Raw genomic sequence first — 23,603 nt, forward strand, 5'->3', positions numbered from 1 at the left:
AGAGCCAGAGCCAGAGCCAGAGCCAGAGCCAGAGCCAGAGCCAGCAAAAAAACCACAGAAACTATCATTGTTCGCCCGTCTTAAAGAAAGTCTGTCGCGCACAAAAGTTAATCTGGGCAGCGGCTTTGTTAGCCTATTCAAAGGTAAGACCATTGATGATGACTTGTACGAAGAGCTCGAAACGCAGTTGCTGGTTGCTGACGTGGGAATGGACACCACCCAGAATATCATCAATAAGCTTACCGACAGTGCCAAGCGCTCGCAGCTAAAAGATGCTGAAGCGCTGCTGGATATTCTAAAAGAACAGATGCGTGGCATGTTACATAATGTGCAGGCGCCGCTATCAGAACAAATCGCGCAGCATGATACCTCGCAAGGGCCATTTGTAATTTTGATGGTAGGCGTCAATGGCGTAGGTAAAACCACGACAATCGGTAAACTGGCCAAACAGCTTCAGCAGGATGGCAAACGCGTTATGCTGGCTGCCGGCGATACGTTTCGCGCGGCGGCCGTGGAGCAGTTGCAGGTATGGGGTGAACGCAACTCAATACCGGTTATTTCTCAGCCAACCGGCTCCGACAGCGCCTCGGTCCTGTACGATGCTTTGGAAGCGGCGAAATCGCGTAAGATGGATGTGCTGATAGCCGACACAGCGGGGCGCCTGCAGAATAAAAATAATCTGATGGAAGAGCTTAAAAAGGTGGTCCGGGTAATGAAAAAACTTAACCCTGATGCGCCGCATGAAGTTATGCTTACGCTGGATGCCGGAACCGGGCAAAACGCCGTTAGTCAGGCCAAGCTGTTCAATCAGGCTGTGGGGCTTACCGGTATCACGTTGACCAAACTCGATGGTACAGCAAAGGGCGGCGTAATATTTTCTATTGCCGATCAATTCGGAATACCCATTCGCTACATTGGTGTGGGTGAGGGAATCGATGATTTACGAAGCTTTAATGGTGATGAATTTATTGAAGCTTTATTCAGTGAAGCCGAAGGACGCGAGCAGCCTTAAGCAGTGCCCGAAGGATAGACGATGATCAAATTTGAACAGGTAAGTAAAACGTATCCCGGTGGTCAGCGCGCACTGAGCAAAGTAAATTTTCATGTTGCGCCAGGTGAAATGGCGTTTTTAACGGGCCATTCCGGAGCGGGCAAAAGTACCCTGTTAAAATTGATCAGTATTATGGAGCGGCCCACCGTAGGCCGCGTCTTGATTAACGGTCATGATCTCAACGTGATAAAACGCCGGCAGATCGCATATATACGCCGCGATATCGGCATGATTTTTCAAAGCCATCAGTTGTTAATGGATAAATCAGTGTTTGATAATGTGGCACTGCCATTGATTATTGAAGGGTATACCCACAAAGAAACGTCCCGTCGCGTGCATGCAGCCCTGGATATGGTTGGGCTGCGCGCCAAAGCTCGCGATTTGCCGATTATGCTTTCCGGCGGAGAGCAGCAGCGCGTAGGTATTGCGCGTGCGGTGGTCAACAAGCCGCCATTATTGCTGGCCGATGAACCAACCGGTAATCTGGACCCTAAATTATCGATGGAAATCGTGCGCCTGTTCGAAGATTTTAATCAGGCCGGGGTGTCGGTACTTATTGCTACTCATGATTTGGGGCTTATCGCGCGCATGCGTTATCGCACGCTGACGTTAAAAGACGGCTGCATGATTACCGATGGTTTGGACGACGGGTCTCAGGAGAGTTATTCATGAGTTTGCTGTTCAAGGGACGGCCGCAAGGGGCTAAGGATTCCCGTGTTGGTCTGGTTCAGACCTTATTCATGATATGTGTGGCCCATGTTCGTCAGGGGCTGTCATCACTTGGAGAGCTGTGGCGCCAGCCCGTTGCGTCAGTTATGACTGTAGCAGTACTTGGGTTGAGTATAACTTTACCCAGTACTTTATATATTTTGGTTAAAAACACTGAAAAAATCAGCGCCGGCTGGGAGCAGGCATCGGAAATTTCATTGTTTTTAAAAAAAGAGACCAACGCCGCCAGCTCTCAGCAGCTGCTTACCCGGCTCAAGACATGGCCTGAAATTGACAGCGTCACTTTCATTCCAGCAGACGATGCGCTCAAAGAGTTTCAGCAATTATCCGGATTAGGCGATGCCATGGCATACCTGGAAGCCAATCCATTACCTGATGTGGTACTGGTCACTCCGGCAGAAAAATATGTTACCCCGGCGGCGGCTCAGCGCCTGCTTGAAAAGTTAAAGCAGCAGCGTGAAGTGGATGTGGGCAAACTAGACATTGAGTGGCTGGAACGGCTTTATGGTTTGCTCGATATCGCCAGAGAACTGGTTACGCTAATAGGCGGGCTGTTGTTTATCTCGGTAGTGCTTATTATTGGTAATACTATCCGCTTAAATATTCTCAGTAAAAAAGATGAGATTTTAGTGATGAAGCTGGTAGGAGCGACCGATGCATTTATCCATCGTCCTTTTCTGTATACCGGTTTTTGGTATGGCCTGTTAGGCGGGCTCATTGCCTGGCTGGCTGTAATCATTATTCTTTGGTGGATGGACAGTAGCATCCAGGCATTTGCCAGCCTTTATCAAAAAGAGTTTAATATTACCGGCCTGACAGGCTCAGCGTTATTGACCATGCTGGGGCTGTCCGTGACCCTCGGGCTGGTAGGCTCATTAATTTCTGTGCAGCGTCACGTACGCGAGATTGAACCCAAATAGTCTGCTGATGCGCCTGATAGTAAAGCTATCAGGCGATGCGGGGTTTTGGGTAATGTGAGGAAATTGTATTGCGTACACTGTTGCCCCAGACAATGGCCTGATTGTACAGGCTGTGCAACAGTTTCTGGTCGGTATCCAGAGCTCTGGAGTGCTTAATTACGTTCATCCAGAGCGCACTTTCAAACGCTCTGACCAGCGCCATATAGTGATTAAATTCGGTGGACTTACCCAGTAATGCATCAATTACCGTATCGGTTAATGGTAACTGCTTTACCAATGATGCCATATCCTGATCAAGTAACGCGTCAAGTAACGAAAACAGCCCCACCAGAAAGCCAATGGGCGGATTAGTCTGGCGTTTACGATGTTGCGAAACTAAGTCAAAAAATTTCGCTCTGACCAGCGACATGTGAATCAGCTCCAGTGGCTTGTCATCCCCCAGGTGAGTAAGAGAAAGCAGCGCGATAAATTTTTTAATTTCAACCTCGCCCATATAAGTGAGAGCGTGTTTCAGCGATGTAATCTTATAGCGCTTATTAATGGTGGGATTGTTGATAAACTTTAACAGCAAATAACTCAATGCTGCATCGCGCTCTATGATCTGATTGATCCGATTTATATCAAAGGTCTCGCTGCTACTTTCTCCCATCAGCTCTACCAGGCTCATCTTAGAGGCAGGAAGCTGCCTGGCAATGCGCGCTGTGGGAGAGGCGAAGAAGTAGCCCTGGAAAAAGTCAAAACCTAATGTCTTACAATCATTGAACACATCATAGTCATTAACGTTGTCAGCAATAAGCTGTACATTTGCGTCGGTAAAATAATCGATGCGCTTACTGACCTGCTCAAGATAGAGCTTGCTCATGTCAACTTTGACAATATCCACCAGCGGCAATACCTCGTGATTACCACTGAGCATCATCGGATCGTTAAGGGCCAGTCTGAAGCCAAGTTGCTTAATATGTTCACAAGCTTCCCTGAGCCCGGCGTCCTTGTATGGGTTTTCACCTAACTCAACCACCACTTGTTGAGGGTCCAGGTTAGTGGGAAACCGTGATACCAGAGTTTCAGCACTGAAGCTAATAAATGATTTTTTTTCCGCACTCAGGTCATCCAAACCCAGCGGATTAAATTGCTGGATAACCGACTTCGCTTTGTCTGAGGGTGGGTCAGGAAACATACCGCCTTTACCGTCGCGAAACAGCAGTTCATAGGCAAACACATCCTTGTCCCGATCCAGAATTGGCTGGCGAGCTATAAACGCAAACATCGTATTTCCCCAATTGTAAGGCAACCTTGCGCGCCCCACATTTCAACATGGTTTATTTTTCTTCAATACTTACTGTACCTGACACTTAGCATTGAATCCAGCATTAGGCTAGGACGATATAAGCGGTGTATGAATGTGGTTTACCCAATTAAGCGCTTCACTGTAGCATTCATGCAAATCACTTTGATTTAACCTGTATTTCATAGCAAAGCGCTTCACACCGTTCCACTGGCCCTGTTCAAAACAGATGATCAGCTGTACACAATGCCGGAGCCAGCCCGGTTTTTTGCACAAAGCTTGCTGAACATCCTCATCAAGAGGAATTTTTTCTACCAACTCTTCCATAGGCTGTTTAATAAGCGCATCAAGCAATGATAATAACCCGACGAGAAAACCGGCATTTATGTCGCAGTGACCGGTTATAGCACAAAGATGCTCACAGAATTTTGCCCGAACCAGCGACATAACCAGCAATTCATTGGGTTCATCTTTGCTCATATTAGACAGCGCTAACAATGCAATAAATTTACGTAGTTCCGCTTCGCCCATATATGTCAGGGCGTGATGCAATGAGGAAATTTTGTTGCGCTTATTGATGAGAGGATTATTGATATAGCGCAGTAGCTGAAAAGTGAGAGCCGGGTCGCGTTCAATGATGCGGTTTATCTTTCTGAGATCGAAGGTAATTGAGGCTGACTCATTCATCAACTCCAGCATGGTTAGCTGATTGGCAGAAAACTGTTTGTGCCGGATGACTTCCGGTTTCGCCAGGTAGTATCCCTGGAAATAGTCGAAGCCTAACTCAGAATATTGATTAAATTCCGCCTGTGTTTCGACTTTTTCTGCCAATAAACGAATACCTCTGGCTTTTAGCTTAGGCGCTAAAGCTGCAATTTTTTCATAGGGCGTTTCACGGATATCGAATTTGATGATACTGACAAATGTAAGAAACGGGTCCCACTTACTGTCGAGATCGTAATCGTCCAGGGCGATTTGATAGCCCAGTTTTTTTAACTGTCGACAGGCCTCAATGAGTTCTACATTTATATCCACGGTTTCCAGAATCTCTACCACTGTATGAGCTGGATCCAATGACCGGGGGAAGTGGTGAATAAGCGTGCTTTGGTGAAAGTTGATAAAAGCCAGATGATGGCCGATAACTGCTTCTAATCCAAGACTTAAATGCGTTGAAGAGATCACTCGTGAAGTCGCTTCATCCGGCGAAATATCGGGAAAGCGATTGGCTTCACCGTCGCGAAATAATAGCTCGTAAGCATATAGCTGATTGCGGGTGTTAAATATTGGCTGACGTGCTACGTAAGCAAACATCCAGTGTCTCCTTGTCTTGTCAGCATGAATTCATCATTTTGGCATGTAACCTAAACGTAACGTACTACTGGTACAGTCTTTGCTGTTTTAAACTATATGGTAGAATAGTTCTTACGTAGGTTGTATCTCTTTTTAACCGGTTTTGTAACAAATTTTTAGTGTACCGGATTTTGATAAACATTGCGCAAGGTAGCTACCGGGCAAAATAGCGTCGACAGTATTCATACCCTGAAAAGGGAACTTTTTAGCCTTTTCTTTGTCTTGAATATTGTCTTTAAAGCACTATACATTTACATTGCGAATGTACCACGCGTGGGACTCGCAATAGGACGCTTATTTTGGTACACTACTGTGCTTAAATAACTGAGGTGAATATGAGCAACACAATGCAATCAATGGCCCTTTCGGTTCCTCAAAACGGTAGCATAGACGGCTACATTCAGGCGGTTAGTTCAATCGATATGTTGACTGCCGATGAGGAGCACTCGCTGGCATTGAAACTTCGTGAAGAGGGAGACCTTGAATCAGCCCGTAAGCTGGTAATGTCGCACCTGCGTTTTGTTGTGCATATTGCTAAATCATACTCCGGTTACGGTCTGCCTCAGGCTGATCTCATCCAGGAAGGCAATATTGGCCTAATGAAAGCCGTTAAGCGGTTTGACCCCTCAGTAGGGGTGCGCCTGGTGTCTTTTGCTGTTCACTGGATAAAAGCAGAAATTCATGAGTTTGTGCTTAAGAATTGGCGGATCGTGAAAGTCGCGACCACAAAAGCTCAGCGTAAATTGTTCTTTAATTTGCGCAAAGCTAAGAAACGTCTTGGCTGGTTCACTCATGATGAAGTGCAAAAGGTTGCTAACGAACTTGGGGTGAGTACCAAGGAAGTGTTGCAAATGGAAGCGCGTATGAGTAGTCATGATCAGGCTTTTGACTTGAGCGCCGATGATGATGAAAGTGGTAGTTTTGCGCCCGTTCAGTTTCTTGAGGACAAAAGCCCTGACGTTGAGACTGACGTAATCAATCAGGACTGGGATATGAACGCCAGCAAGCGCTTATACAGCGCGATAAAAACGCTGGATGATCGTAGCCAGGATATTATTGAAACGCGTTGGTTAGCTGATAATAAAATCACCCTTCAGGATTTGGCCGACAAGTATCAGGTTTCTGCAGAGCGTGTCCGTCAGATTGAAAAAAATGCCATGAAAAAGCTGCAGGCAGCAATGGTGGCCTAATAGAAGTTTTTGAAAAAAGCGCCTTTATGGCGCTTTTTTTATGGTTGAATATATGGTTCGAGATTATTGTCAAAGCCGTCGATATTCTTGAGGGGTAAAATCGTTCACACACACTAGCCTGAAAAGCGTGCTTTGACTCCGCTTAATCAAACCAAAATGTCCCAGCCAAACTGGTCTGAAAGATTTACCGAACCGGAAAGGCTATTTTAACAGCATCAATGATTTGCAGCGCTTTTGTTTTTGCATCGTCAACGGTCATGGCTTTAGCCAGCGCAACGCCCATTCTTCGTTTTCCCGCGACGACAGGCTTTCCAAACAAACGAAGTTCCGAGTGAGGTTGTGATAATGCATTGGCCAGGTTGCCATACAGAATATTTTCACTGTCTCCTTCCACTACCAGTGCGGCTGAGGCCGAGGGACTTTCACAGGTAATCATAGGAATAGGCAGGCCGAGAAATGCCCGTACGTGCAGGGCAAATTCTGAAAGGTTCTGGGAAATCATGGTCACCATACCAGTATCATGGGGGCGAGGAGAGACTTCACTAAAGATAACCTGGTCGCCTTTGACAAATAGCTCTACACCAAACAGACCGTTCCCGCCGATTGCCTCAGTGATAGTAGCTGCGATTTGATGCGCATTTTCCAGTGCTTGCTGCGACATCATTTGCGGCTGCCAGGACAGTTGGTAATCACCATCTTTCTGAATATGGCCGATGGGTGCACAAAACTGGGTAGTGTCCTGATTACGAATAGTGAGCAGCGTAATTTCAAAATCAAAATCTACCGCTGCCTCCACGATAACTTTACCACTTCCGGCGCGGCCTCCCTCTTGCGCGTACGTCCAGGCGGCTTCCAGCTGCGATTCACAGGTCAGGCGAGACTGGCCTTTGCCAGACGAACTCATGACCGGTTTAACAAAACAGGGATACCCGATACTGTTCACTGCATGTCTGAAATTTTCAAAATCTTGAGCAAATTCGAACGAAGAGGTAGGTAAATTGAGCGTTTCAGCCGCAAGACGTCGAATCCCTTCACGATTCATTGTCAGATGTGCAGCCCTGGCACTGGGCACCACTGTGAAGCCAGCGTTCTCCAGCTCAATGAGCGTGGCTGTAGCAATGGCTTCTACTTCAGGCACTATAAAGTCGGGTTGGTGCTTTTCAACGGCCTGGCGCAATGCCTGATCATCCAGCATCGAAAAAATTTCGTGCTGTTGAGCAATCTGCATAGCGGGCGCGTTTGAATAATTATCGCAGGCGATGACCTGACACCCCAGACGAATGCACTCAATAGTCACTTCCTTGCCCAGTTCACCGCTGCCTAACAGCATCACTTTGGTCGCTGACGATGTGAAAGGCGTGCCTATATCTGTCATTTTTTATCCTCAGGAGAAGGCGGCGGTAAAACCCAGTAAATACCTTTAAATTCGGCTACGGGGTTGTCCCCATCCATAATTTCTACGCGCAGAGTAAAGCGGGTTTTATGGCCCTTTTCCAGGGTTGCAAATTTGCCAGACAATGATTCCACATTACACACGCCACGAGGTTTCATGGTAACAGGTTTGTGATAATGGATATCGCCATCGCCTAAAACAATATCGCCGCTCAACTGACGTTCTTTAAGCTGAAGATACAGCAGGCCCCAACCGGTCAGGGTTGCCAGCGAAAAGATACTGCCGGCGAACATGGTGCCATGAACATTAATATTTTTGTTCAGCGATGCGCGGGTTTCCAGTGTGTTGCCACTGTATTTGTGAAGCTTGATGCCCATATGCTCGGTAATCGGGATCGTATCTCGCCACGTATCCTGCAATTCCTTGCACCATTTGGGATGAAGAATGATTGAGCTGGGATCAGAAAGCTTTTTCACCATTTGCTGGCGCTTTAGCATGCCCAGTTCATTAGGCGCTTCCCGCTCAATGACAAAGCCACAGGAAGAGAAAAACTCAATGGAAGTTTCGCGGCTGTTCGTCACTGCCCGCACCGCGCCCATATCCCTTGCTACATTTTCCAGTGCTCCGAGAATCATCTGGCCCAGACCCCGCCGGTGATAGTCACCATGTACGGCAATATGCCTGATCTGCGCCTCCTCAGCGGTATTCAGATGCACTCGGCCGCACGCAACGATGTTACCTTTTCCGTCCACCAACATCCGGTGCTCAGCGACTTGTTCATATTCGTCTTTTTCAGAACCGGGAGGAAAGTTCCACGGCTGACGAAGATACGTCCAGCGAAAAGTAAAATACCTTTCAAGCTGCTCTTCGGTTTCTGGCGTAACAACTCTGAACACCTTTTTACTCCGTCATTTGGTGAAGTGCATCAGCCATTTAACCTTATGAGCGCTGGAGTAACAAGTTTTTATCATCAATCAACGGATGGTTAAAATGAAAACTGAAATGTCACCGGACCATCGTTGACCAGCGCGACCTGCATATCTGCGCCAAACTGCCCGGTTTGCAGGGGCAGGCCGGCGCTTTTAATGGCATCTATCGTAGTGTCATAAATCGCTTCGCTGTGTTCCGGGGTGGCGCCCCGGGAAAACCCCGGACGGTTACCTTTTTGGGTATCTGCAACCAGGGTAAATTGAGATACCAATAAAATTTGGCCTTGCGCCTGCTGAATGTTGAGGTTCATTTTTCCGTCCTGGTCACTGAACAGTCGATAGTTAGCCAGCTTTTTTACCAGCTTTTCAATTTCAGCCTGACCATCATTTTTTTCAATTCCCAGCAATACCACCATGCCTTTGTGGATTGACCCGATAGTCTGGCTATCTACCGCAACGCTGGCCTGGCTGACTCGTTGTATAAGTGCAATCATGTAGTCCCCTGTAACATTCTGGACATATCCCGGGTGGCACTGCACAGCTTCAGTCCAATACCTCCCTCACTGGTGCTATGGCCTGCTCCTGAGACAATGTGCAAATCGCTCTGGGGCCAGGCTTTATGTAATAGCCAGGCTGCCTGCGTTTTACAGATTATATCGTAACGGCCATGAATAATAGCACCGGGGATATGGGCAATTTTGTCTATGTTATCAAGAATATAATTTTCTTCTATAAAACACCGGTTAAGTAAGTAATGGCATTCAAGTTTTGCCAGGCAGGTGACCAGGGATAGCGGATAGTGTGTGGTGAAATCGCCGGTCCCGGGCGGCAGGTAGAGCCTGGAAAGTCGTTCTTCCCAAATGTACCAGCGCTTTAGCGCCGCTAACTGGATTGACTCATCAGCGCTGTCAAACTGCTGCTGATAGTGTTGGCAGATAATATCTACCGACAAGCTGCTACTAATATTGTTGGTGAAAATCTCGTAGTGCTCGGGGTAGAGTTGTGCACCGCCGCCCTCTGGCCCCAGATACCAGTTTCGATCTTCTTCCCGACCGAGAAAAACACCCCGCAAAATGATCCCCAGTACCGTTTGGGGCTGGCGAATTGCGGAAAGCAGGGCCAGCGTTGCGCCCCATGAGCCGCCGAACAACACCCACTGCTCAATACCCAGCTTGCGCCGCAGCGTATCAATATCTTCAAGCGTGTTGGCGGTAGAGTTTCCGGCTAAACTGCCAAAGGGTTTGGAACGGCCGCAACCGCGCTGCTCAAAGGCGATAATGTGATAACGGTTGGTATCAAAGAAACGCTTGTAGTTGGGAGCAAGTCCGGCACCGGGCCCCCCATGCAGATAAAGTACAGGAATACCATCCGGATTCCCGCTTTGTTCGTAATATAGCTCACAGCCATCAGCAGTGTGCAAATATCCGCTCGCGTAGCTTCCGATGTCAGGGTAAAGTCGTTTCATTTTGTTGCAGCGTGTTGTTTCACTGTCGGTTTTAGTTTAGTTTTTCAGTTAACCATAAGCATTTAGTAGTGAAAAGCGTACTTATGCTAAAAACCTACTATACGCATCTTTAATTTTTGTATGCAATCTATTTCAAGAGGCTTTATATGGCAGGACAAGGTTCAGGCGGCAATGTAATTGCTGCATTATGTAATTTTTTTATTCCGGGACTAGGCCATTTATTACAAGGCAGAGTACTAAAAGCACTCATGTTTTTTTTGGTGACCGGTGCGTGTTACGCCTTGGCGGCCACTGTAATTTTCATCTTCTTGTGGCCAGTCGGCGCGATTTTCCATCTGTGGGCAATTATTGACGCTGCGACCTATAGAGGATCTGAAGCGAGGTTATAATGCTCAAAAATATACTTATCGCCAGTACGCTGGCTCTTTCTGTTGGCTTGGCCGGGTGTCAGTCAGCGTATTATTCTGCCTGGGAAAAACTGGGTGTTGAAAAGCGCGATATCATGGTGGATAGAGTTGAAGACGCCAAAGAGTCGCAGGAAGAAGCGCAAGAGCAATTTAGCTCGGCACTTGAAGAGTTCAGTACGCTGGTAAACTTCGACGGCGGTGATTTAGAGGATATCTACAATTCTTTAAATGACGAGTACGAAGATAGTAAATCGGCTGCCGAGGATGTTAATAATCGCATCAATAAGGTGCAAAGCGTCGCTGAAGCATTGTTTGATGAATGGGAAGACGAACTGGACGAATATGAAAATGCCAATTTGCGGCGCGAAAGTGAGAGCAAGTTGCGTCAGACGCGTCAGCGCTACGAAAGTATGCTACGCGCCATGCGTCGTGCAGAGGGGAAAATGGATCCGGTTCTTCAGCGTTTACAGGACAATGTGCTGTATCTCAAGCATAATCTGAATGCCAACGCGATTGGCGCGTTACAAGGTGAACTTACTACCATTCGTGGTGACGTAGGTACGTTGATTGAAGAAATGAACAAAGCCATTTCCGAATCAGATGCGTTTATCGCAACAATGCGCTAACTACAGCTTGGGCACCCCACGGCTATTCCGTGGGGAGTTCTCTGGGTTCTTTTGTGGCCCGCGTTTGTTCAAAGGTATCGTTCAAACTACATGTGAATTCTGCACCCAGCAGAATAACTATCCAGGATAAGTACACCCACAATAATAGAACCGGTAAGGTGGCCAGCGCCCCGTAAATCACCTGGTACGCTGCAAAGTCAGTGACGTAGTAGGCAAATCCCTTCTTGGTAAATTCAAAGCACAGTGTCGCCACCAACGCGCCGGGCAACGCATACCTGGCCTTAACCTGTCGGTTCGGCACCAGCATATATAGAATAATAAAGGTCAGTAGTGTGGCCAGGCTCGGTACCATCTCCAGCAAAAAGGTGCCCAGCCCCGGCGTATAGGTTTCTGCAAACGCTGCAATGCCGGCCAGATATGAACTGACTACCACGCTGGTACCAATAAGCATCGGTCCTAGGGTAATAACCATCCAGTAAATGGCGAAGGTATACACCATTGGTCGTTCACTGGGGGTTTTCCAGATACGATTGAGTGTTTTATCTACGTTGGAAATAAGCAGCAGTGCCACCACCAGCAATGAGATGATACCGATAGCCCCCATTTCCGAAGCATTACTGACAAAGTCCGTCATATGCTGATGAACTACGTCGCTGGCGGTGGGAACAAAATTTGTGAAGACAAACTGCTCAATTTTACTGCGCACGGATTTGAATGCCGGAAAGGCGCTCATTACAGTAAATGTCACCATCACAAAAGGAACCAGTGATAACAGCGTAACGTAGGCCAGATGGCCGGCCGAAATAGTAATGCTGTCGCGCTTACAGCGGGCTACAAAGACGAGCACAAACCGCTTTACATGCGGATAGCCAGATTCCCATAAAGCTGAAAGGTTTTGCAGACGCAACGTAAACTCCTGACCGGAAAATGCATGTTGGTCAGTTTAGCGCGAGTAGCAGCAGCCTGACAGTACAAAATAAGATAAATCAGCCGCGTGCCCCCAACATATGACAAATGGCATAGCTGAGCTCGCTGCGGTTTAAAGTATAAAAATGAAAATGTTTGACGCCTTCCTGAGCAAGTACCTTTACCTGCTCCATGGCAATATTGGCTCCCAATAGATTGCGGGTGGTATGGTCATCCTCATCCAGCCCTTCAAATTGTCGGTGCAGCCATCCTGGCACATGGACATTGGTGAAGCCGGCAAATTTTATCAGTGTCTGGTAATTGGTCACCGGTAAGATACCTGGCACGATATCCAGATCTATACCAGCCGCTGCCGCCCGGTCCCGAAAACGTAAAAACACACTGGTGTCAAAAAAGAACTGAGTGATAGCTTCGCTGGCACCGGCTTCAGCTTTGCGCCTGAGATTCAGTAAGTCAAACTGAGCATTGGGTGCCTCAGGATGTTTTTCAGGGTAGGCGGCCACTGATACATCAAAGTCGGCAACATCTTTCAGCAACGCGACCAAATCAGAGGCATACATTTCTGTTTTTTCTACACCGTTAGGGAGATCTCCGCGCAAGGCCACAATTCGCCGTATCCCGGTATCCCAGTAGTCTTTGGCAATTTGTCTGAGTTCTTCTTTAGAGGCGTCAACGCAAGTCAGGTGAGGGACCGCCGCCACACCGGTTTGCTGATGAATACGCTTAACCACATCGTGGGTTCGGTCACGCTCGCCACTGTTGGCCCCATAGGTCACAGACATATAAGCGGGTTTTAGTGGTGCCAGTCGTTCTACAGACTTCCAGAGCGTCTCTTCCATTTTGGGTGACTTAGGCGGAAAAAATTCAAATGAAACATCAATATCGCGAAGTTCAGACATGGATTGATTAAGGGCATCAATACCCTGCGCAAAAGACACCATAACACACTCTCATATTCGGACGTTTAGACGTCTAAACTAAGTAATATATGTCTAGACGTCAAGCGGTTTACACTGCTCAATTGACCTTTTCTGCATATTGTTTAGAATTTCTGTTCATAATAAATAAACGCAACTCTGAGAGCGACTAATGGCAAAATGGAATGGCGAGTATATACACCCTTACGCTGAGCACGGCAAAAAGAGTGAGCAGGTAAAAAAAGTTACCGTATCGATTCCTATTAACGTACTGCAAGTACTAACGGACGAACGCACCCGCCGTCAGATAAATAATCTTCGTCATGCGACAAACTCTGAATTGCTGTGTGAAGCATTTTTGCATGCATTTACCGGTCAGCCGCTACCGGACGATGAAGATTTGAAAAAAGATAACCCAAACCGCGTACCGACTGAAGCGCGCCGTATAATGGAAGAAATGGGCATCGATCCCACCTACGAAAATGAGGCGTAAGTGAGCGCGCGTGCGTACCACCGCGCTCATCAACCTGGTTATTTATAATGTGACGGTAGCGACGCCAGTCGTGCAACCCCTGAGTCAATAGCCGCCTTTGCTACCGCTGTGGCGATTCGTGAGCACAACCGCGGATCCATGGGTTTAGGAATGATGTAGTCGCGCCCAAAACTCAGCGACTCTGAGTTGCTGGCTTTAAGTACTTCTTCAGGTACGGCTTCTTTAGTTATCTGGCGGATAGCATTGACCGCCGCCACCTTCATTTCATCATTTATTGCGCTGGCACGTACGTCCAGCGCCCCACGAAATATAAATGGAAAGCACAGCACATTGTTTACTTGATTAGGATAATCAGAGCGGCCCGTTGCCATGATCAAATCTTTACGAACCTCGTGGGCCAAATCAGGCTTAATTTCCGGATCAGGGTTTGAGCAGGCAAATACAATGGGGTTAGGGGCCATTAAAGATAATGCCTCGGGAGGTAAGAGATCCGGTCCGGATACGCCGACAAAAATATCGGCACCATCCATCACATCTTCCAGCGTGCGCTTATCAGTATTGTTAGCGAATAGTTTTTTGTGTTCAGTAAGGTCATCCCGGCGGGTATGAATAACTCCCTTACGGTCGAGCATATAGATTTTCTCGCGCTGAACACCGCAAGTAATTAATAATTCCATACAGGCTACAGCGGCCGCACCTGCGCCCATGCAGACGATAGTGGCTTCTTCGATATTCTTTTGCTGAATCTCCAACGCATTGAGCATGCCGGCAGCGGTAACAATCGCGGTACCATGTTGGTCATCATGAAAAACCGGTATTTTGCAGCGTTTGATAAGTTCCTGTTCTATCTCAAAGCATTCTGGCGCTTTAATGTCCTCCAGATTAATTCCGCCAAACGTATCTGCGATGTTTGCAACAGTATTAATAAACTCTTCTGTGGTTCGATGCTTTACCTCTATGTCGATAGCATCGAGGCCAGCAAAGCGTTTGAACAGCAGCGCTTTTCCTTCCATGACCGGTTTTGAGGCCAACGGCCCCAGATTACCCAGACCCAGAATTGCTGTACCATTACTGATCACCGCCACCGTGTTGCCTTTTCCGGTATAGAGATATGCATCATCAGGATTATTAGCAATCTCACGAACGGGTTCCGCTACGCCGGGGCTGTAAGCGAGCGATAAATCATCGACTGTTTCTGCCGGGGTGGACAGTTCCATGCGAATCTTGCCAGGGGTGGGTTTAGCATGGTAATCGAGCGCACGTTGTCTGAAATCTGACATTATTAGCGATGTCCTCTAAATGTAGGGTTTAGATACACGGTACAGAAGATATGCTGCCCGGGTTCATTCTTATCTTTTTTCAGGTCTGTGCCTGAATTGATGTGATTACTCTAGCATAGCCGTAGCATCTGACATATCTGATGACGCGGTAGCTGTGTTCTACTCTAGGGTAAATTTTAAGCACTGGCCAGAGGGAGCCACTAATAATCTTCATTCACGATGTTTATGGGAAAATAGTTTTTAATAAAGGTAGCTGTTGGTAGGAGCAGTTAGTTACTAGCGGATCCAGCACTTCGGACATAAAAAAAGCGCCATAAAGGCGCTTTTCGTATAACTGCAGGCAGACTTACTTTTTGCCCAGTGCACCGAAACGCTTCTTGAAGCGATCAACACGACCACCAGTGTCAACATTACGCTGTTTACCAGTATAAAATGGGTGACAGTTTGAACACACGTCCAGGTTCAAATTTTTGCCCACGGTAGAGCGCACTTTAATTTCATTACCGCAAGAACAAGACGCGGTGATTTCAGAATATTCTGGATGGATATCGTTTTTCATGGGTTACCTCAAAAAAAGGCCGTATCGCTATCCAGCCCGAAGCTGAACACCATACGCTACTTAAATATTTACAAAGTCAAAACGACCTTGCCGTAAAGAGCGGCGCATATTAATGTAAGTAGCCTCGCTGATCAAGTATGTGACGCAAAAATATACAGGTGCGCTACATTGCTGGCTCGCCTTCGTTTTGTAACTACCCAAATGATTATGACTACATGCCGTTAATTGACGTAGCCGTACCTGTGCCACTGAGACAAACATTTACCTATACCCACGATGAAACATTAAAACCGGGGCTACGGGTGACCGTACCATTTGGGAACCGGCAAATGACCGCGGTGGTCGTCGGTGAGTGTCAGAAGGCCGACAATCCACAAAAGCTCAAAGCAATTAGCGAGGTATTAGATACCGCGCCAGTTCTGGATAACGTCCAGTTAACCCTGTGTCGCTGGTTGTGGCAGTACTATCATCATGCTCCCGGTGAAGTTATTCATACTGCGCTGCCGGTTTTACTGAGAAAAGGTAAGGCAGCTCCACCAGACGATCAGGATTATTACCAGGTGACTGCAGCCGGACGCGCCCTAAGCCCGGATTCTTTGAGCCGGGCGCCTAAACAGCAGCAATGTCTGGCACTGCTGCTTAAGGAGCGTCAAAGTGCTACTGCGCTGAAACAACGCTTTTCTCTTGCGGTGATAAAAGCCTTAACAGAGCGCGGGCTTATCGAAGTGCATCGTCAGGCTTACACACCGCGTCCTCAGAAGTGGCTGTCTGAGCTGCAAATCGCCAGCAAGCCCGTACCGGATCCTGAGCAGGCCGTAGCCATTACAGCCATTACGCAAAAACAATCACAATTTGCCCCGTTTTTGCTGGAAGGGGTGACTGGTAGCGGCAAAACGGAAGTTTACCTGCAGGCCATTGAGGCGGTGCTCGAAGCCGGCAGACAAGTACTCATCCTGGTGCCCGAAATAGGCCTTACACCACAGACGGTGTCACGGTTTGCGCAACGATTCGGCATAGACGTCGGCGTGTTGCATTCACAGATAAGCGACAAGGCAAGGCTGCGTGTGTGGCAGCAGGCTCGCAATGGTGAAATTGGTATTATTATCGGCACCCGGTCGGCAATTTTCACGCCTATGAAGTATCCGGGCATGCTGATTGTGGATGAAGAGCATGATGAATCGTTTAAGCAACAGGATGGGCTGAGATATCACGCGCGGGACCTGGCAGTAATGCGCGCGAATCAGGAACACATCCCACTGGTTATGGGTACGGCTACACCGTCGCTGGAAACACTTAACAACGCCATTACCAAGCGGTACCAGCATTTACAGCTGACTCGTCGGGCAGCAGGTGCTCAGGCGACCATTCAACAGGTACTTGATGTGCGGGACCAGCCTATGCGATTTGGTCTGGCTGAAGGCACACTATCACTGATGGGCCAGCATCTTAGTCAGGGCAATCAGGTGTTGGTGTTTGTTAATCGCCGTGGATACGCGCCGGCCTTATTATGCCATCACTGCGGTTTTACCGAAGCCTGTCAGCGCTGTGAGCGGCCCTTTACCGTGCATAAAGCTCACCGGCGCCTGCATTGCCACCACTGTGGTGCCACCAGGCCGTTACCGCCTCACTGTCAAAGCTGCGGTAAAGCAGAGATGGTTACAGCTGGAGTAGGTACAGAACAACTGGAGCAAGGGTTGAGTCAATTGTTTCCTGACTCACCACAGGTCCGTATTGACAGTGACTCGGTCAGAGGTAAAGACAAGCTGCAAACTCTGCTTGATGCGATTAATCAGCAACGCTATCAGTTACTCATCGGTACGCAAATACTCTCCAAAGGGCACCATTTTCCTCATGTTACGCTGGTGGTTGTGCTGGATTGTGACGGCGCCCTGTTTAGTGGGGATTACCGGGCTCCGGAAAAGCTGGCGCAGCTTGTTACTCAACTGGCCGGACGGGCGGGGCGAGCCAGTAAACCGGGTCAGATGTGGCTGCAAACCCACAATCCGTCCCATCCTTTGCTGCAAGATCTTATTCATAACGGCTATGCACATTTTGCCCGCCATGCTCTGTTGGAAAGGAAGATGGCTGCCCAGCCGCCCTTTGGTGTACAGATTGTGTTGCGGGCAGAGGCAGTTGATGGTCAGCTTGCGTTTCAGTTTCTTGCTGATGCATCGCAACGTTTTCAGGCTGTGCAGGTTATTGGTCCAATGCCCGGCCTTATAGAAAAACGGCAGGGCCGGTTCCGCTTTATGCTTATCATTCAGTCTGCGCAGCGTAAAGTGCTGCATGAACAAGTCAGGCTGGCCCTGCCTGAAATAAGCGCCATGCCGTTAGCTGCGAAAGTACGCTGGTCAGTTGATGTAGACCCAACCGATTTCAGCTAGCACAATTAAATCGGCGTATGCTTAAATAACAGGCAGCAATCAGTTTGCCTTTTGGGTAAACTAGCCCGGGTACAGGATGCGCTGTCCTGATGTATTAGATAGAGGAATGAGTGCCGTTTATGGCTCAACGCGATTATGTTTCTCGCGGTCGCGGATCGCAGAATAAAAAGAATAACAAGAAGTCCCCTCCACGGCAGCCCCGGCGTCCCTCTAAGGGAAGCGGCCAGTTTCCCGAAGCGAAACTGGCTATTGCTGTTATATTGTTGGCGGGGTTTGCCTGGTTCTTATGGTCTATTAGTGGCGCAGCGCCCGAAGATGTGGATGGCCCTGTTTCCTCGCCTGTATCGCAGCAATCAGAAGAAGCGCTGCCTGAAATGCCCGAGGAAGAATGGGAGTATATTGAATCTCTGCCTGGGTATGAGGTGGAAGTCGAGGTCGCCGAGCAGAAAAAATCAGATAAACTGTATTTACTCCAATGCGGCTCTTTTCGCACCCGCGCCCAGGCTGAAGAAATGAAGGCAAATATCGCCTTTCAGGGGCTGGAAGCGCAAATTCGCGATACCCAGGGCAGCAACGGGCAGTGGTTCAGAGTTATTCTGGGGCCGTTACAAACCAAGCGTGATGCCGAAAGGGCTAAGCATACCCTGCGTAAAATCAACATCACAACGTGTATGATTTTAACCTGGTCCTTATAACGTCAGCCTGCCCGCAATGGCGCTCAATAAGAGCGCCGTGGCTTATGATACCGTCAATTCAGCCTGATGTGCTTAACCATACAGTTCTTGTAAATCGTGATGTTTCGCGTGGCTTATTCGCGCAAGGAATGTCCTTTGGCTAATAGTTGAGCATGTAAATCTGCGCTGTATATCCTGCTTTATACACGCCTTATATCCAGAATCATTTTCAAAGCCTTGAAATTCACACCGTATCCCCCACTTATCTATCATCATTTTTAATCACATTGCCAATACATATGGCATGTAACCCAACCATCGGGGAAGACTAGTGACAACAATCGTATCTGTAAGACGAGATAATCAGGTCGTGATGGCCGGAGATGGACAGGTATCGCTGGGCAATACCGTCATGAAGGGCAATGCCCGTAAAGTTCGCCGGTTATACCATGATAAGGTTTTAGCCGGTTTTGCCGGGGGAACCGCAGACGCGTTTACTTTGTTCGAGCGGTTTGAGGCGAAGTTAGAAGCGCATCAGGGGCAACTTACCCGGGCTGCCGTTGAGTTGGCCAAAGATTGGCGGACCGACCGTGCTTTACGACGTCTTGAGGCGTTATTGGCAGTAGCCGATGAAACCGCGTCGCTCATTATCACCGGCAACGGTGATGTCGTTCAGCCGGAAAATGATCTTATCGCTATTGGTTCAGGCGGGAATTATGCGCAGGCTGCAGCTATTGCCATGCTTGAGAATACGGACTTACCAGCTAAAGATATTGCCGAGAAAAGTCTGACTATTGCCGGTGATATCTGTGTATTCACCAACCACAGCCAGGCGATAGACGTACTGGATTACTAAACATCAAGAATGACTGTCGGCTGTATCACGTTAGATACAACCGACTTGATAGAAGGTTGAGATTTTATGTCTGAAATGACACCCAGAGAAATTGTTCACGAGCTGGACCGTCATATTATTGGTCAGCAAGATGCTAAGCGTGCTGTGTCTATTGCTTTGCGTAATCGCTGGCGTCGTATGCAGTTACCTGACGAGTTACGCCAGGAAGTTACCCCTAAAAATATTCTCATGATTGGTCCTACCGGGGTGGGTAAAACTGAAATTGCCCGACGCCTGGCTAAACTTGCCAACGCACCGTTTATCAAGGTGGAGGCAACCAAATTCACTGAAGTGGGCTATGTCGGTAAGGAAGTTGAAACGATTATCCGCGATTTGGCTGACATTTCTGTGAAAATGACCAAAGAGCAGGAAATGACCAAGGTGCGCTATCGCGCTGAGGAAGCAGCAGAAGATCGTATCTTAGATGTGTTGCTGCCCCCACCGGAAGATGCCTGGGGTAAAAAAGAACAGGTTGAAGATCGCGGCACAAGGCAGAATTTCCGCAAGAAATTGCGTGAAGGTGAGCTGGATGATAAAGAAATTGAGATCGATGTGGCCCAGCAACAGATGGGCGTAGAGATCATGGCGCCACCGGGCATGGAAGAGATGACCAACCAGTTACAGGGTATGTTTCAAAACCTGTCAGGCGACCAGAAAAAGAAGAAAAAGCTTAAGATAAAAGATGCATTTAAGTTATTAATTGAAGAAGAAGCAGCGCGTCTGGTCAATCAGGAAGACCTGAAAGAAAAGGCGATTGAGTCTGTGGAACAACACGGTATCGTGTTTGTCGACGAAATAGACAAAATTTGCAAGCGCGAGGGCAATCAGTCCGGCGATGTATCCCGCGAAGGGGTTCAGCGTGACTTGCTGCCCCTGGTGGAAGGGTCTACGGTGTCGACCAAACATGGCATGATTAAGACTGACCACATACTGTTCATCGCCTCTGGCGCTTTTCAGATGAGTAAACCGTCTGATCTGATACCTGAACTACAGGGCCGTTTGCCTATTCGCGTAGAATTATCGGCGCTTAAGGTAGACGACTTCAAGCGGATTCTTACCGAGCCTAACGCCTCGTTGTGTGAACAGTATCGTGCGCTTATGGCTACTGAAGGCGTCACCATAAACTTTGACACATCAGGCATTCAGCGTATCGCTGAGGCTGCGTGGCAGGTAAATGAGCGCCTGGAAAACATCGGGGCCCGCCGTTTGCATACGGTACTTGAAAGGCTAATGGAAGATATTTCCTATGATGCATCGGAGAAAAATGGGGAATCCTACACCATCGATGCTGCATATGTTGATGAGCATTTGGATACCTTAGTGGAAAACGAAGATCTCAGTCGCTTCATCCTCTGATTTTGTTCAATACAGATAAAGCCGCTGCAAAGCGGCTTTTTTGTGTCCGTTGGTCAGTGAAGTGGTTGATTGGCCGCCTTGAGCAACATATCTGTCAGTAAATCGGAAAGAGGCAGGCGACTTTGCTGTTCAAACCGATAAAAGCAAGGTGCCGGGTTTGCTTCCAGAAATACATATTCACCGTCTGGTGTTAAACGCCAGTCTATGGCAGTCCAGTGCATACCAAAAGCAGCGCAAAGGGTCAGGGCCTGATGGTGGGCAGACTGGGATAATGCATGTGGAAGCAAATAAGCCTGCGGGTCGGTTCTAAAATCAGTATTAGCAGAGGCGATCTCAACACTTAAGACCGTATCATCAATAACATAAGTGCGTATGTTGGTGCCTGCTATAAATTGCTGCAAAGTTACCGGGCTACGTTGCAAGCGTGCTGACAGCGCCTGTTTCAGTTGAGGGCCTTCAGCGAGGCGCTCTGCATAGTCCCCACCATGTACGGGTTTAGCAATGGTAGTGCGATGACAATTTGCAAATAGCATAGCCTGGTCAATGTTGTTGCCTATGTAACTTGCTGGCACCGATAACCCGAGTTGTTTGGCATGAGCCAGCTGTTGAGGCTTTTGCTGATGGTAACGAATTGTATTAATGTGGTTGCGCCATGAAATAGCCGGGTTATGCAGAAGAAGGTTGAGTAAGCTTTGGTAATCTTTTTGGATGGTCGGTTCACTGATTCCGCGGGGCGGGGTAAACCGAAACCAGAATGCTGCTGCAATTTCTGCCAGTTCATAAGTGCCGCACGAGCAGTGCAACAAACCAGCGTTGTGCTCAGGCGACCAGCTTATCTGAAAATCGCGGGGCAGGCGGGCAGTGTCCAGTAAAATGGTGCGACTATTTGATTTGTTTAGTTTTTGCTGGATAAGTTGTAGCTCCGGGAGTGTTTCACTTCCGAGTAAAAGTATTGTTTTAGGCACGGTTATTCCTTTAAAAAAAACTGCCAGCCCAGGGGCTGGCAGTCAGCTTCTACATAGTCAGCAAATCGGGTAGATCACCACCATCTTCGCCAAGTGCCTGGGTGTAGTAGCGAATTGGTTTTACCGGCAGGGAGCCCCTTTCGGCTTGCACTTCCACCAATGACAGTGAATTACCACCATTTACCTGTAGGATCTCAGTGTCCGTCATAGAGGCAGTCGACTGTTTACTTGTTGTTTTCATAATCACTCCTTGATTAATAATGCTTAAACGCAGGTTTAATATAGCTTTTAAACGTTTCGTATCACCTGTACACAGGCCGGGTTTTTGTTAACCAGCCAGTGCAGCAGATTTGGTTACGGTATAAAACTGGTGAAAGTAACGGGCCATAAGCGCCGCTCTGTTACGAATTTCCAGCTTGCGATAGATATTGGCGCAATGAAATTTTACTAAAGACAAGTTCTAAAAATTGCATTCGATACTAAAAATATAAAAATGGACATATTTTTAATGAGAACTATATTTAGATGACTTAAATTTAAAACAGATAGCGTCCATGATTGAAACCATAGGTTTTCAGACATACGAACCACGCTTAGCTGAAAATAGGTTAGAGTGGGTAAATTCTAAGCTCAATCCGACTAAGCAAAATATACCGATGATTTTTTATTCTGACGGTAGCCCTGCTGTTGAGATAAATCGCTACGCTGTCGATTACGCAAAGCTTTACCCTCAGGCTCCTCAGGCTAAAACCTTATTGAGTAAAATTAATCACTTGAATTCCTATATTGAATTTTTGGAGCGTGAAGGACTGTATTGGAGATATTTCCCTCGAAATAAGTCTGAAAGTGTACTTTTTAAATTTAGGCAATACCTAATTGGAAGGAGGGATTCTGGTGGCATAGCTCCGTCGACAGCAAATGCTCGAATGAATGCTGTTGTAGGCTTCTATCGGTATGCGCAATCACAAGGTTGGATTCAAAAAAATTTATGGCAAGAAAAGTCAGCAAAAATAAGTATAGTTACAGCAATCGGATTTGAAAGAGCTGTAGGTATTAAATTTACCAATTTGACTATTCCCTATCGAAAAAGGAATTCACTTGACACTGTTGAGGATGGACTAGTTCCATTGAGTGCTGAAGATAAATCTACACTTCTCGATGTTGCGATCCAAGGAAATTGTCATTTATACCTGATGCTACAAATAGGATTTATAACCGGTGCGCGGAGTGAAACAATTCGGACATTGAATAAAAACCAGCTACTCAACGCAACTCTCTCCTCAGATGGTTTTTACCGGATGACAGTGGGACCCGGAACTGGGATTCTCACAAAGTTTAGTGTAAATGGCGAACTACAGATCCCAAAACAATTATATGACGTCCTTTGTGGATATTCCGTGTCTGAAATTCGTGCTTCACGGTCTTTAAAAGCAAATAACAAATATAAAGACCTCATTTTCTTGACTACGCACGGTAACCCGTACAGTAAAAATACGTTAAACCAATTAATATTTGAACTTAAAGCGAGCTTATTTTCGCACGGCTATCAACAATTTAAAAACTTTCATTTCCACCAAACACGGGCGACAGCGATTACTGAAAGAATGCTAGTTAGTATTGAAGTCTATGGTATCAAAGACTATAAAGCTATCGAGAGTACAAGATTATTTGCAATGCATAAAAGTGAAGCAACTACGTGGAGATATTTTAAATTTATAGAGAGTAAGCCGAAACGTAGTGCTGCTGGTAACGCTTTTATAGACTACATCTTTGGGTTAGATAAAATATCTAATAAATTTAATAGATAA

Annotated in this window: 24 protein-coding genes; 12 read left to right on the forward strand and 12 right to left on the reverse strand. The window is 47.3% G+C overall.

The genetic code is table 11. The features are described from left to right. The 3 genes from ftsY to ftsX all read left to right on the forward strand — a co-directional run. A partial coding sequence (gene ftsY / locus F458_RS19880; RefSeq protein WP_040610772.1) for a signal recognition particle-docking protein FtsY occupies positions 1 to 1,012 on the forward strand: 1,012 nt, incomplete at its 5' end. A gap of 21 nt (positions 1,013 to 1,033) precedes the next feature. Further along, on the forward strand, positions 1,034 to 1,723 hold the full coding sequence (ftsE, locus tag F458_RS0117800) for a cell division ATP-binding protein FtsE (RefSeq protein WP_018984799.1): 690 nt from the start codon (positions 1,034 to 1,036) through the stop codon (positions 1,721 to 1,723). Next, positions 1,720 to 2,700 carry a permease-like cell division protein FtsX gene (gene ftsX, locus F458_RS0117805; RefSeq protein WP_018984800.1) on the forward strand — a complete coding sequence of 327 codons (981 nt, stop codon included), beginning with the start codon at positions 1,720 to 1,722 and terminating at the stop codon, positions 2,698 to 2,700. The genes ftsE and ftsX overlap by 4 nt, the downstream gene beginning before the upstream one ends. 28 nt (positions 2,701 to 2,728) lie before the next feature. Here ftsX and F458_RS0117810 read toward each other — a convergent pair whose 3' ends face one another. Beyond that, the gene (locus tag F458_RS0117810) at positions 2,729 to 3,967 is read right to left on the reverse strand and encodes an EAL and HDOD domain-containing protein (protein ID WP_018984801.1); all 1,239 of its coding nucleotides are present in this window, start codon (positions 3,965 to 3,967) and stop codon (positions 2,729 to 2,731) included. A gap of 108 nt (positions 3,968 to 4,075) precedes the next feature. Next, positions 4,076 to 5,296, reverse strand: a complete 1,221-nt coding sequence (locus F458_RS0117815; protein ID WP_018984802.1) for an EAL and HDOD domain-containing protein — start codon at positions 5,294 to 5,296, stop codon at positions 4,076 to 4,078. 374 nt (positions 5,297 to 5,670) lie between these two features. Between F458_RS0117815 and rpoH the strand changes: the two genes are divergently transcribed. Continuing rightward, positions 5,671 to 6,525, forward strand: coding sequence for an RNA polymerase sigma factor RpoH (rpoH, locus tag F458_RS0117820; protein WP_026294781.1), 855 nt, complete (start codon positions 5,671 to 5,673; stop codon positions 6,523 to 6,525). A gap of 184 nt (positions 6,526 to 6,709) precedes the next feature. Here the strand turns inward: rpoH and purT are convergent, their stop codons facing one another. From purT to pip, 4 genes are all read right to left on the reverse strand, one after another. Then, the gene (gene purT, locus F458_RS0117825; RefSeq protein WP_018984804.1) at positions 6,710 to 7,900 is read right to left on the reverse strand and encodes a formate-dependent phosphoribosylglycinamide formyltransferase; all 1,191 of its coding nucleotides are present in this window, start codon (positions 7,898 to 7,900) and stop codon (positions 6,710 to 6,712) included. Then, positions 7,897 to 8,814 carry a bifunctional GNAT family N-acetyltransferase/hotdog fold thioesterase gene (locus F458_RS0117830; RefSeq protein WP_018984805.1) on the reverse strand — a complete coding sequence of 306 codons (918 nt, stop codon included), beginning with the start codon at positions 8,812 to 8,814 and terminating at the stop codon, positions 7,897 to 7,899. The genes purT and F458_RS0117830 overlap by 4 nt, the downstream gene beginning before the upstream one ends. Positions 8,815 to 8,903: 89 nt before the next feature. Continuing rightward, positions 8,904 to 9,341 (reverse strand): D-aminoacyl-tRNA deacylase, encoded by a 438-nt coding sequence (gene dtd / locus F458_RS0117835; protein WP_018984806.1) that lies wholly within the window; start codon positions 9,339 to 9,341, stop codon positions 8,904 to 8,906. Further along, complete coding sequence (gene pip / locus F458_RS0117840; RefSeq protein WP_018984807.1) at positions 9,338 to 10,312, reverse strand: prolyl aminopeptidase; 975 nt, start codon at positions 10,310 to 10,312, stop codon at positions 9,338 to 9,340. Before pip ends, dtd begins: the two co-directional genes overlap by 4 nt. A 146-nt stretch (positions 10,313 to 10,458) precedes the next feature. Between pip and F458_RS0117845 the strand changes: the two genes are divergently transcribed. Both F458_RS0117845 and F458_RS0117850 read left to right on the forward strand, forming a co-directional pair. Continuing rightward, the gene (locus F458_RS0117845; protein ID WP_018984808.1) at positions 10,459 to 10,701 is read left to right on the forward strand and encodes a DUF6677 family protein; all 243 of its coding nucleotides are present in this window, start codon (positions 10,459 to 10,461) and stop codon (positions 10,699 to 10,701) included. Further along, positions 10,701 to 11,345 carry a DUF2959 domain-containing protein gene (locus tag F458_RS0117850; RefSeq protein WP_018984809.1) on the forward strand — a complete coding sequence of 215 codons (645 nt, stop codon included), beginning with the start codon at positions 10,701 to 10,703 and terminating at the stop codon, positions 11,343 to 11,345. The genes F458_RS0117845 and F458_RS0117850 overlap by 1 nt, the downstream gene beginning before the upstream one ends. Positions 11,346 to 11,367: 22 nt before the next feature. On the opposite strand, the gene F458_RS0117855 is transcribed toward F458_RS0117850, so the two are convergent. Both F458_RS0117855 and metF read right to left on the reverse strand, forming a co-directional pair. Further along, the gene (locus tag F458_RS0117855; RefSeq protein ID WP_018984810.1) at positions 11,368 to 12,252 is read right to left on the reverse strand and encodes a virulence factor BrkB family protein; all 885 of its coding nucleotides are present in this window, start codon (positions 12,250 to 12,252) and stop codon (positions 11,368 to 11,370) included. 79 nt (positions 12,253 to 12,331) lie between these two features. Beyond that, the gene (gene metF / locus F458_RS0117860; RefSeq protein ID WP_018984811.1) at positions 12,332 to 13,213 is read right to left on the reverse strand and encodes a methylenetetrahydrofolate reductase; all 882 of its coding nucleotides are present in this window, start codon (positions 13,211 to 13,213) and stop codon (positions 12,332 to 12,334) included. A gap of 148 nt (positions 13,214 to 13,361) precedes the next feature. Between metF and metJ the strand changes: the two genes are divergently transcribed. Further along, positions 13,362 to 13,682 (forward strand): met regulon transcriptional regulator MetJ, encoded by a 321-nt coding sequence (metJ, locus tag F458_RS0117865; RefSeq protein WP_018984812.1) that lies wholly within the window; start codon positions 13,362 to 13,364, stop codon positions 13,680 to 13,682. A gap of 38 nt (positions 13,683 to 13,720) precedes the next feature. On the opposite strand, the gene F458_RS0117870 is transcribed toward metJ, so the two are convergent. Both F458_RS0117870 and rpmE read right to left on the reverse strand, forming a co-directional pair. After that, on the reverse strand, positions 13,721 to 14,962 hold the full coding sequence (locus tag F458_RS0117870) for a malic enzyme-like NAD(P)-binding protein (RefSeq protein ID WP_018984813.1): 1,242 nt from the start codon (positions 14,960 to 14,962) through the stop codon (positions 13,721 to 13,723). Between the two features lie 346 nt (positions 14,963 to 15,308). Continuing rightward, entirely contained in the window at positions 15,309 to 15,521 is a 213-nt protein-coding gene (rpmE, locus tag F458_RS0117875) for a 50S ribosomal protein L31 (protein ID WP_018984814.1), read from the reverse strand. A 215-nt stretch (positions 15,522 to 15,736) separates the two neighbouring features. On the opposite strand from rpmE, the gene priA reads away from it, so the two are divergent. The 4 genes from priA to hslU all read left to right on the forward strand — a co-directional run bounded on the left by priA (position 15,737) and on the right by hslU (position 20,830). Then, positions 15,737 to 17,905 carry a primosomal protein N' gene (priA, locus tag F458_RS0117880; RefSeq protein WP_026294782.1) on the forward strand — a complete coding sequence of 723 codons (2,169 nt, stop codon included), beginning with the start codon at positions 15,737 to 15,739 and terminating at the stop codon, positions 17,903 to 17,905. A 119-nt stretch (positions 17,906 to 18,024) separates the two neighbouring features. Then, positions 18,025 to 18,600 (forward strand): SPOR domain-containing protein, encoded by a 576-nt coding sequence (locus F458_RS0117885; protein WP_018984816.1) that lies wholly within the window; start codon positions 18,025 to 18,027, stop codon positions 18,598 to 18,600. A gap of 310 nt (positions 18,601 to 18,910) precedes the next feature. Then, positions 18,911 to 19,435: an ATP-dependent protease subunit HslV gene (gene hslV, locus F458_RS0117890; RefSeq protein WP_026294783.1), complete on the forward strand. Its 525-nt coding sequence runs from the start codon at positions 18,911 to 18,913 to the stop codon at positions 19,433 to 19,435. Positions 19,436 to 19,501: 66 nt separating this feature from the next. Continuing rightward, a complete protein-coding gene (gene hslU, locus F458_RS0117895) occupies positions 19,502 to 20,830 on the forward strand; it encodes an HslU--HslV peptidase ATPase subunit (RefSeq protein ID WP_018984818.1) in 1,329 nt (442 codons plus the stop codon). A 53-nt stretch (positions 20,831 to 20,883) separates the two neighbouring features. Here the strand turns inward: hslU and F458_RS20265 are convergent, their stop codons facing one another. After that, complete coding sequence (locus tag F458_RS20265) at positions 20,884 to 21,795, reverse strand: ATP-grasp domain-containing protein (protein ID WP_018984819.1); 912 nt, start codon at positions 21,793 to 21,795, stop codon at positions 20,884 to 20,886. Positions 21,796 to 21,844: 49 nt separating this feature from the next. Continuing rightward, complete coding sequence (locus tag F458_RS0117905) at positions 21,845 to 22,036, reverse strand: hypothetical protein (protein WP_018984820.1); 192 nt, start codon at positions 22,034 to 22,036, stop codon at positions 21,845 to 21,847. Between the two features lie 313 nt (positions 22,037 to 22,349). On the opposite strand from F458_RS0117905, the gene F458_RS0117915 reads away from it, so the two are divergent. Continuing rightward, positions 22,350 to 23,603: a site-specific integrase gene (locus F458_RS0117915; protein WP_018984822.1), complete on the forward strand. Its 1,254-nt coding sequence runs from the start codon at positions 22,350 to 22,352 to the stop codon at positions 23,601 to 23,603.

Origin of the sequence: Salinimonas chungwhensis DSM 16280 (genome assembly GCF_000378185.1) — a bacterium.
In the GTDB taxonomy this organism is placed as follows: domain Bacteria; phylum Pseudomonadota; class Gammaproteobacteria; order Enterobacterales; family Alteromonadaceae; genus Alteromonas; species Alteromonas chungwhensis.

Bases quoted from the DNA above. Each gene is read 5' to 3' on its own strand.
- F458_RS0117915 (WP_018984822.1), top strand. From the start codon at position 22,350: ATGATTGAAACCATAGGTTTTCAGACATACGAACCACGCTTAGCTGAA.
- rpmE (WP_018984814.1), bottom strand. From the start codon at position 15,521: ATGAAAAACGATATCCATCCAGAATATTCTGAAATCACCGCGTCTTGT.
- priA (WP_026294782.1), top strand. From the start codon at position 15,737: ATGCCGTTAATTGACGTAGCCGTACCTGTGCCACTGAGACAAACATTT.
- F458_RS0117905 (WP_018984820.1), bottom strand. From the start codon at position 22,036: ATGAAAACAACAAGTAAACAGTCGACTGCCTCTATGACGGACACTGAG.
- F458_RS0117810 (WP_018984801.1), bottom strand. From the start codon at position 3,967: ATGTTTGCGTTTATAGCTCGCCAGCCAATTCTGGATCGGGACAAGGAT.
- ftsE (WP_018984799.1), top strand. From the start codon at position 1,034: ATGATCAAATTTGAACAGGTAAGTAAAACGTATCCCGGTGGTCAGCGC.
- hslU (WP_018984818.1), top strand. From the start codon at position 19,502: ATGTCTGAAATGACACCCAGAGAAATTGTTCACGAGCTGGACCGTCAT.
- F458_RS0117815 (WP_018984802.1), bottom strand. From the start codon at position 5,296: ATGTTTGCTTACGTAGCACGTCAGCCAATATTTAACACCCGCAATCAG.
- dtd (WP_018984806.1), bottom strand. From the start codon at position 9,341: ATGATTGCACTTATACAACGAGTCAGCCAGGCCAGCGTTGCGGTAGAT.
- ftsX (WP_018984800.1), top strand. From the start codon at position 1,720: ATGAGTTTGCTGTTCAAGGGACGGCCGCAAGGGGCTAAGGATTCCCGT.
- metJ (WP_018984812.1), top strand. From the start codon at position 13,362: ATGGCAAAATGGAATGGCGAGTATATACACCCTTACGCTGAGCACGGC.
- F458_RS0117870 (WP_018984813.1), bottom strand. From the start codon at position 14,962: ATGTCAGATTTCAGACAACGTGCGCTCGATTACCATGCTAAACCCACC.
- pip (WP_018984807.1), bottom strand. From the start codon at position 10,312: ATGAAACGACTTTACCCTGACATCGGAAGCTACGCGAGCGGATATTTG.
- F458_RS0117845 (WP_018984808.1), top strand. From the start codon at position 10,459: ATGGCAGGACAAGGTTCAGGCGGCAATGTAATTGCTGCATTATGTAAT.
- rpoH (WP_026294781.1), top strand. From the start codon at position 5,671: ATGAGCAACACAATGCAATCAATGGCCCTTTCGGTTCCTCAAAACGGT.
- F458_RS0117885 (WP_018984816.1), top strand. From the start codon at position 18,025: ATGGCTCAACGCGATTATGTTTCTCGCGGTCGCGGATCGCAGAATAAA.
- metF (WP_018984811.1), bottom strand. From the start codon at position 13,213: ATGGTGTCTTTTGCGCAGGGTATTGATGCCCTTAATCAATCCATGTCT.
- purT (WP_018984804.1), bottom strand. From the start codon at position 7,900: ATGACAGATATAGGCACGCCTTTCACATCGTCAGCGACCAAAGTGATG.
- F458_RS0117850 (WP_018984809.1), top strand. From the start codon at position 10,701: ATGCTCAAAAATATACTTATCGCCAGTACGCTGGCTCTTTCTGTTGGC.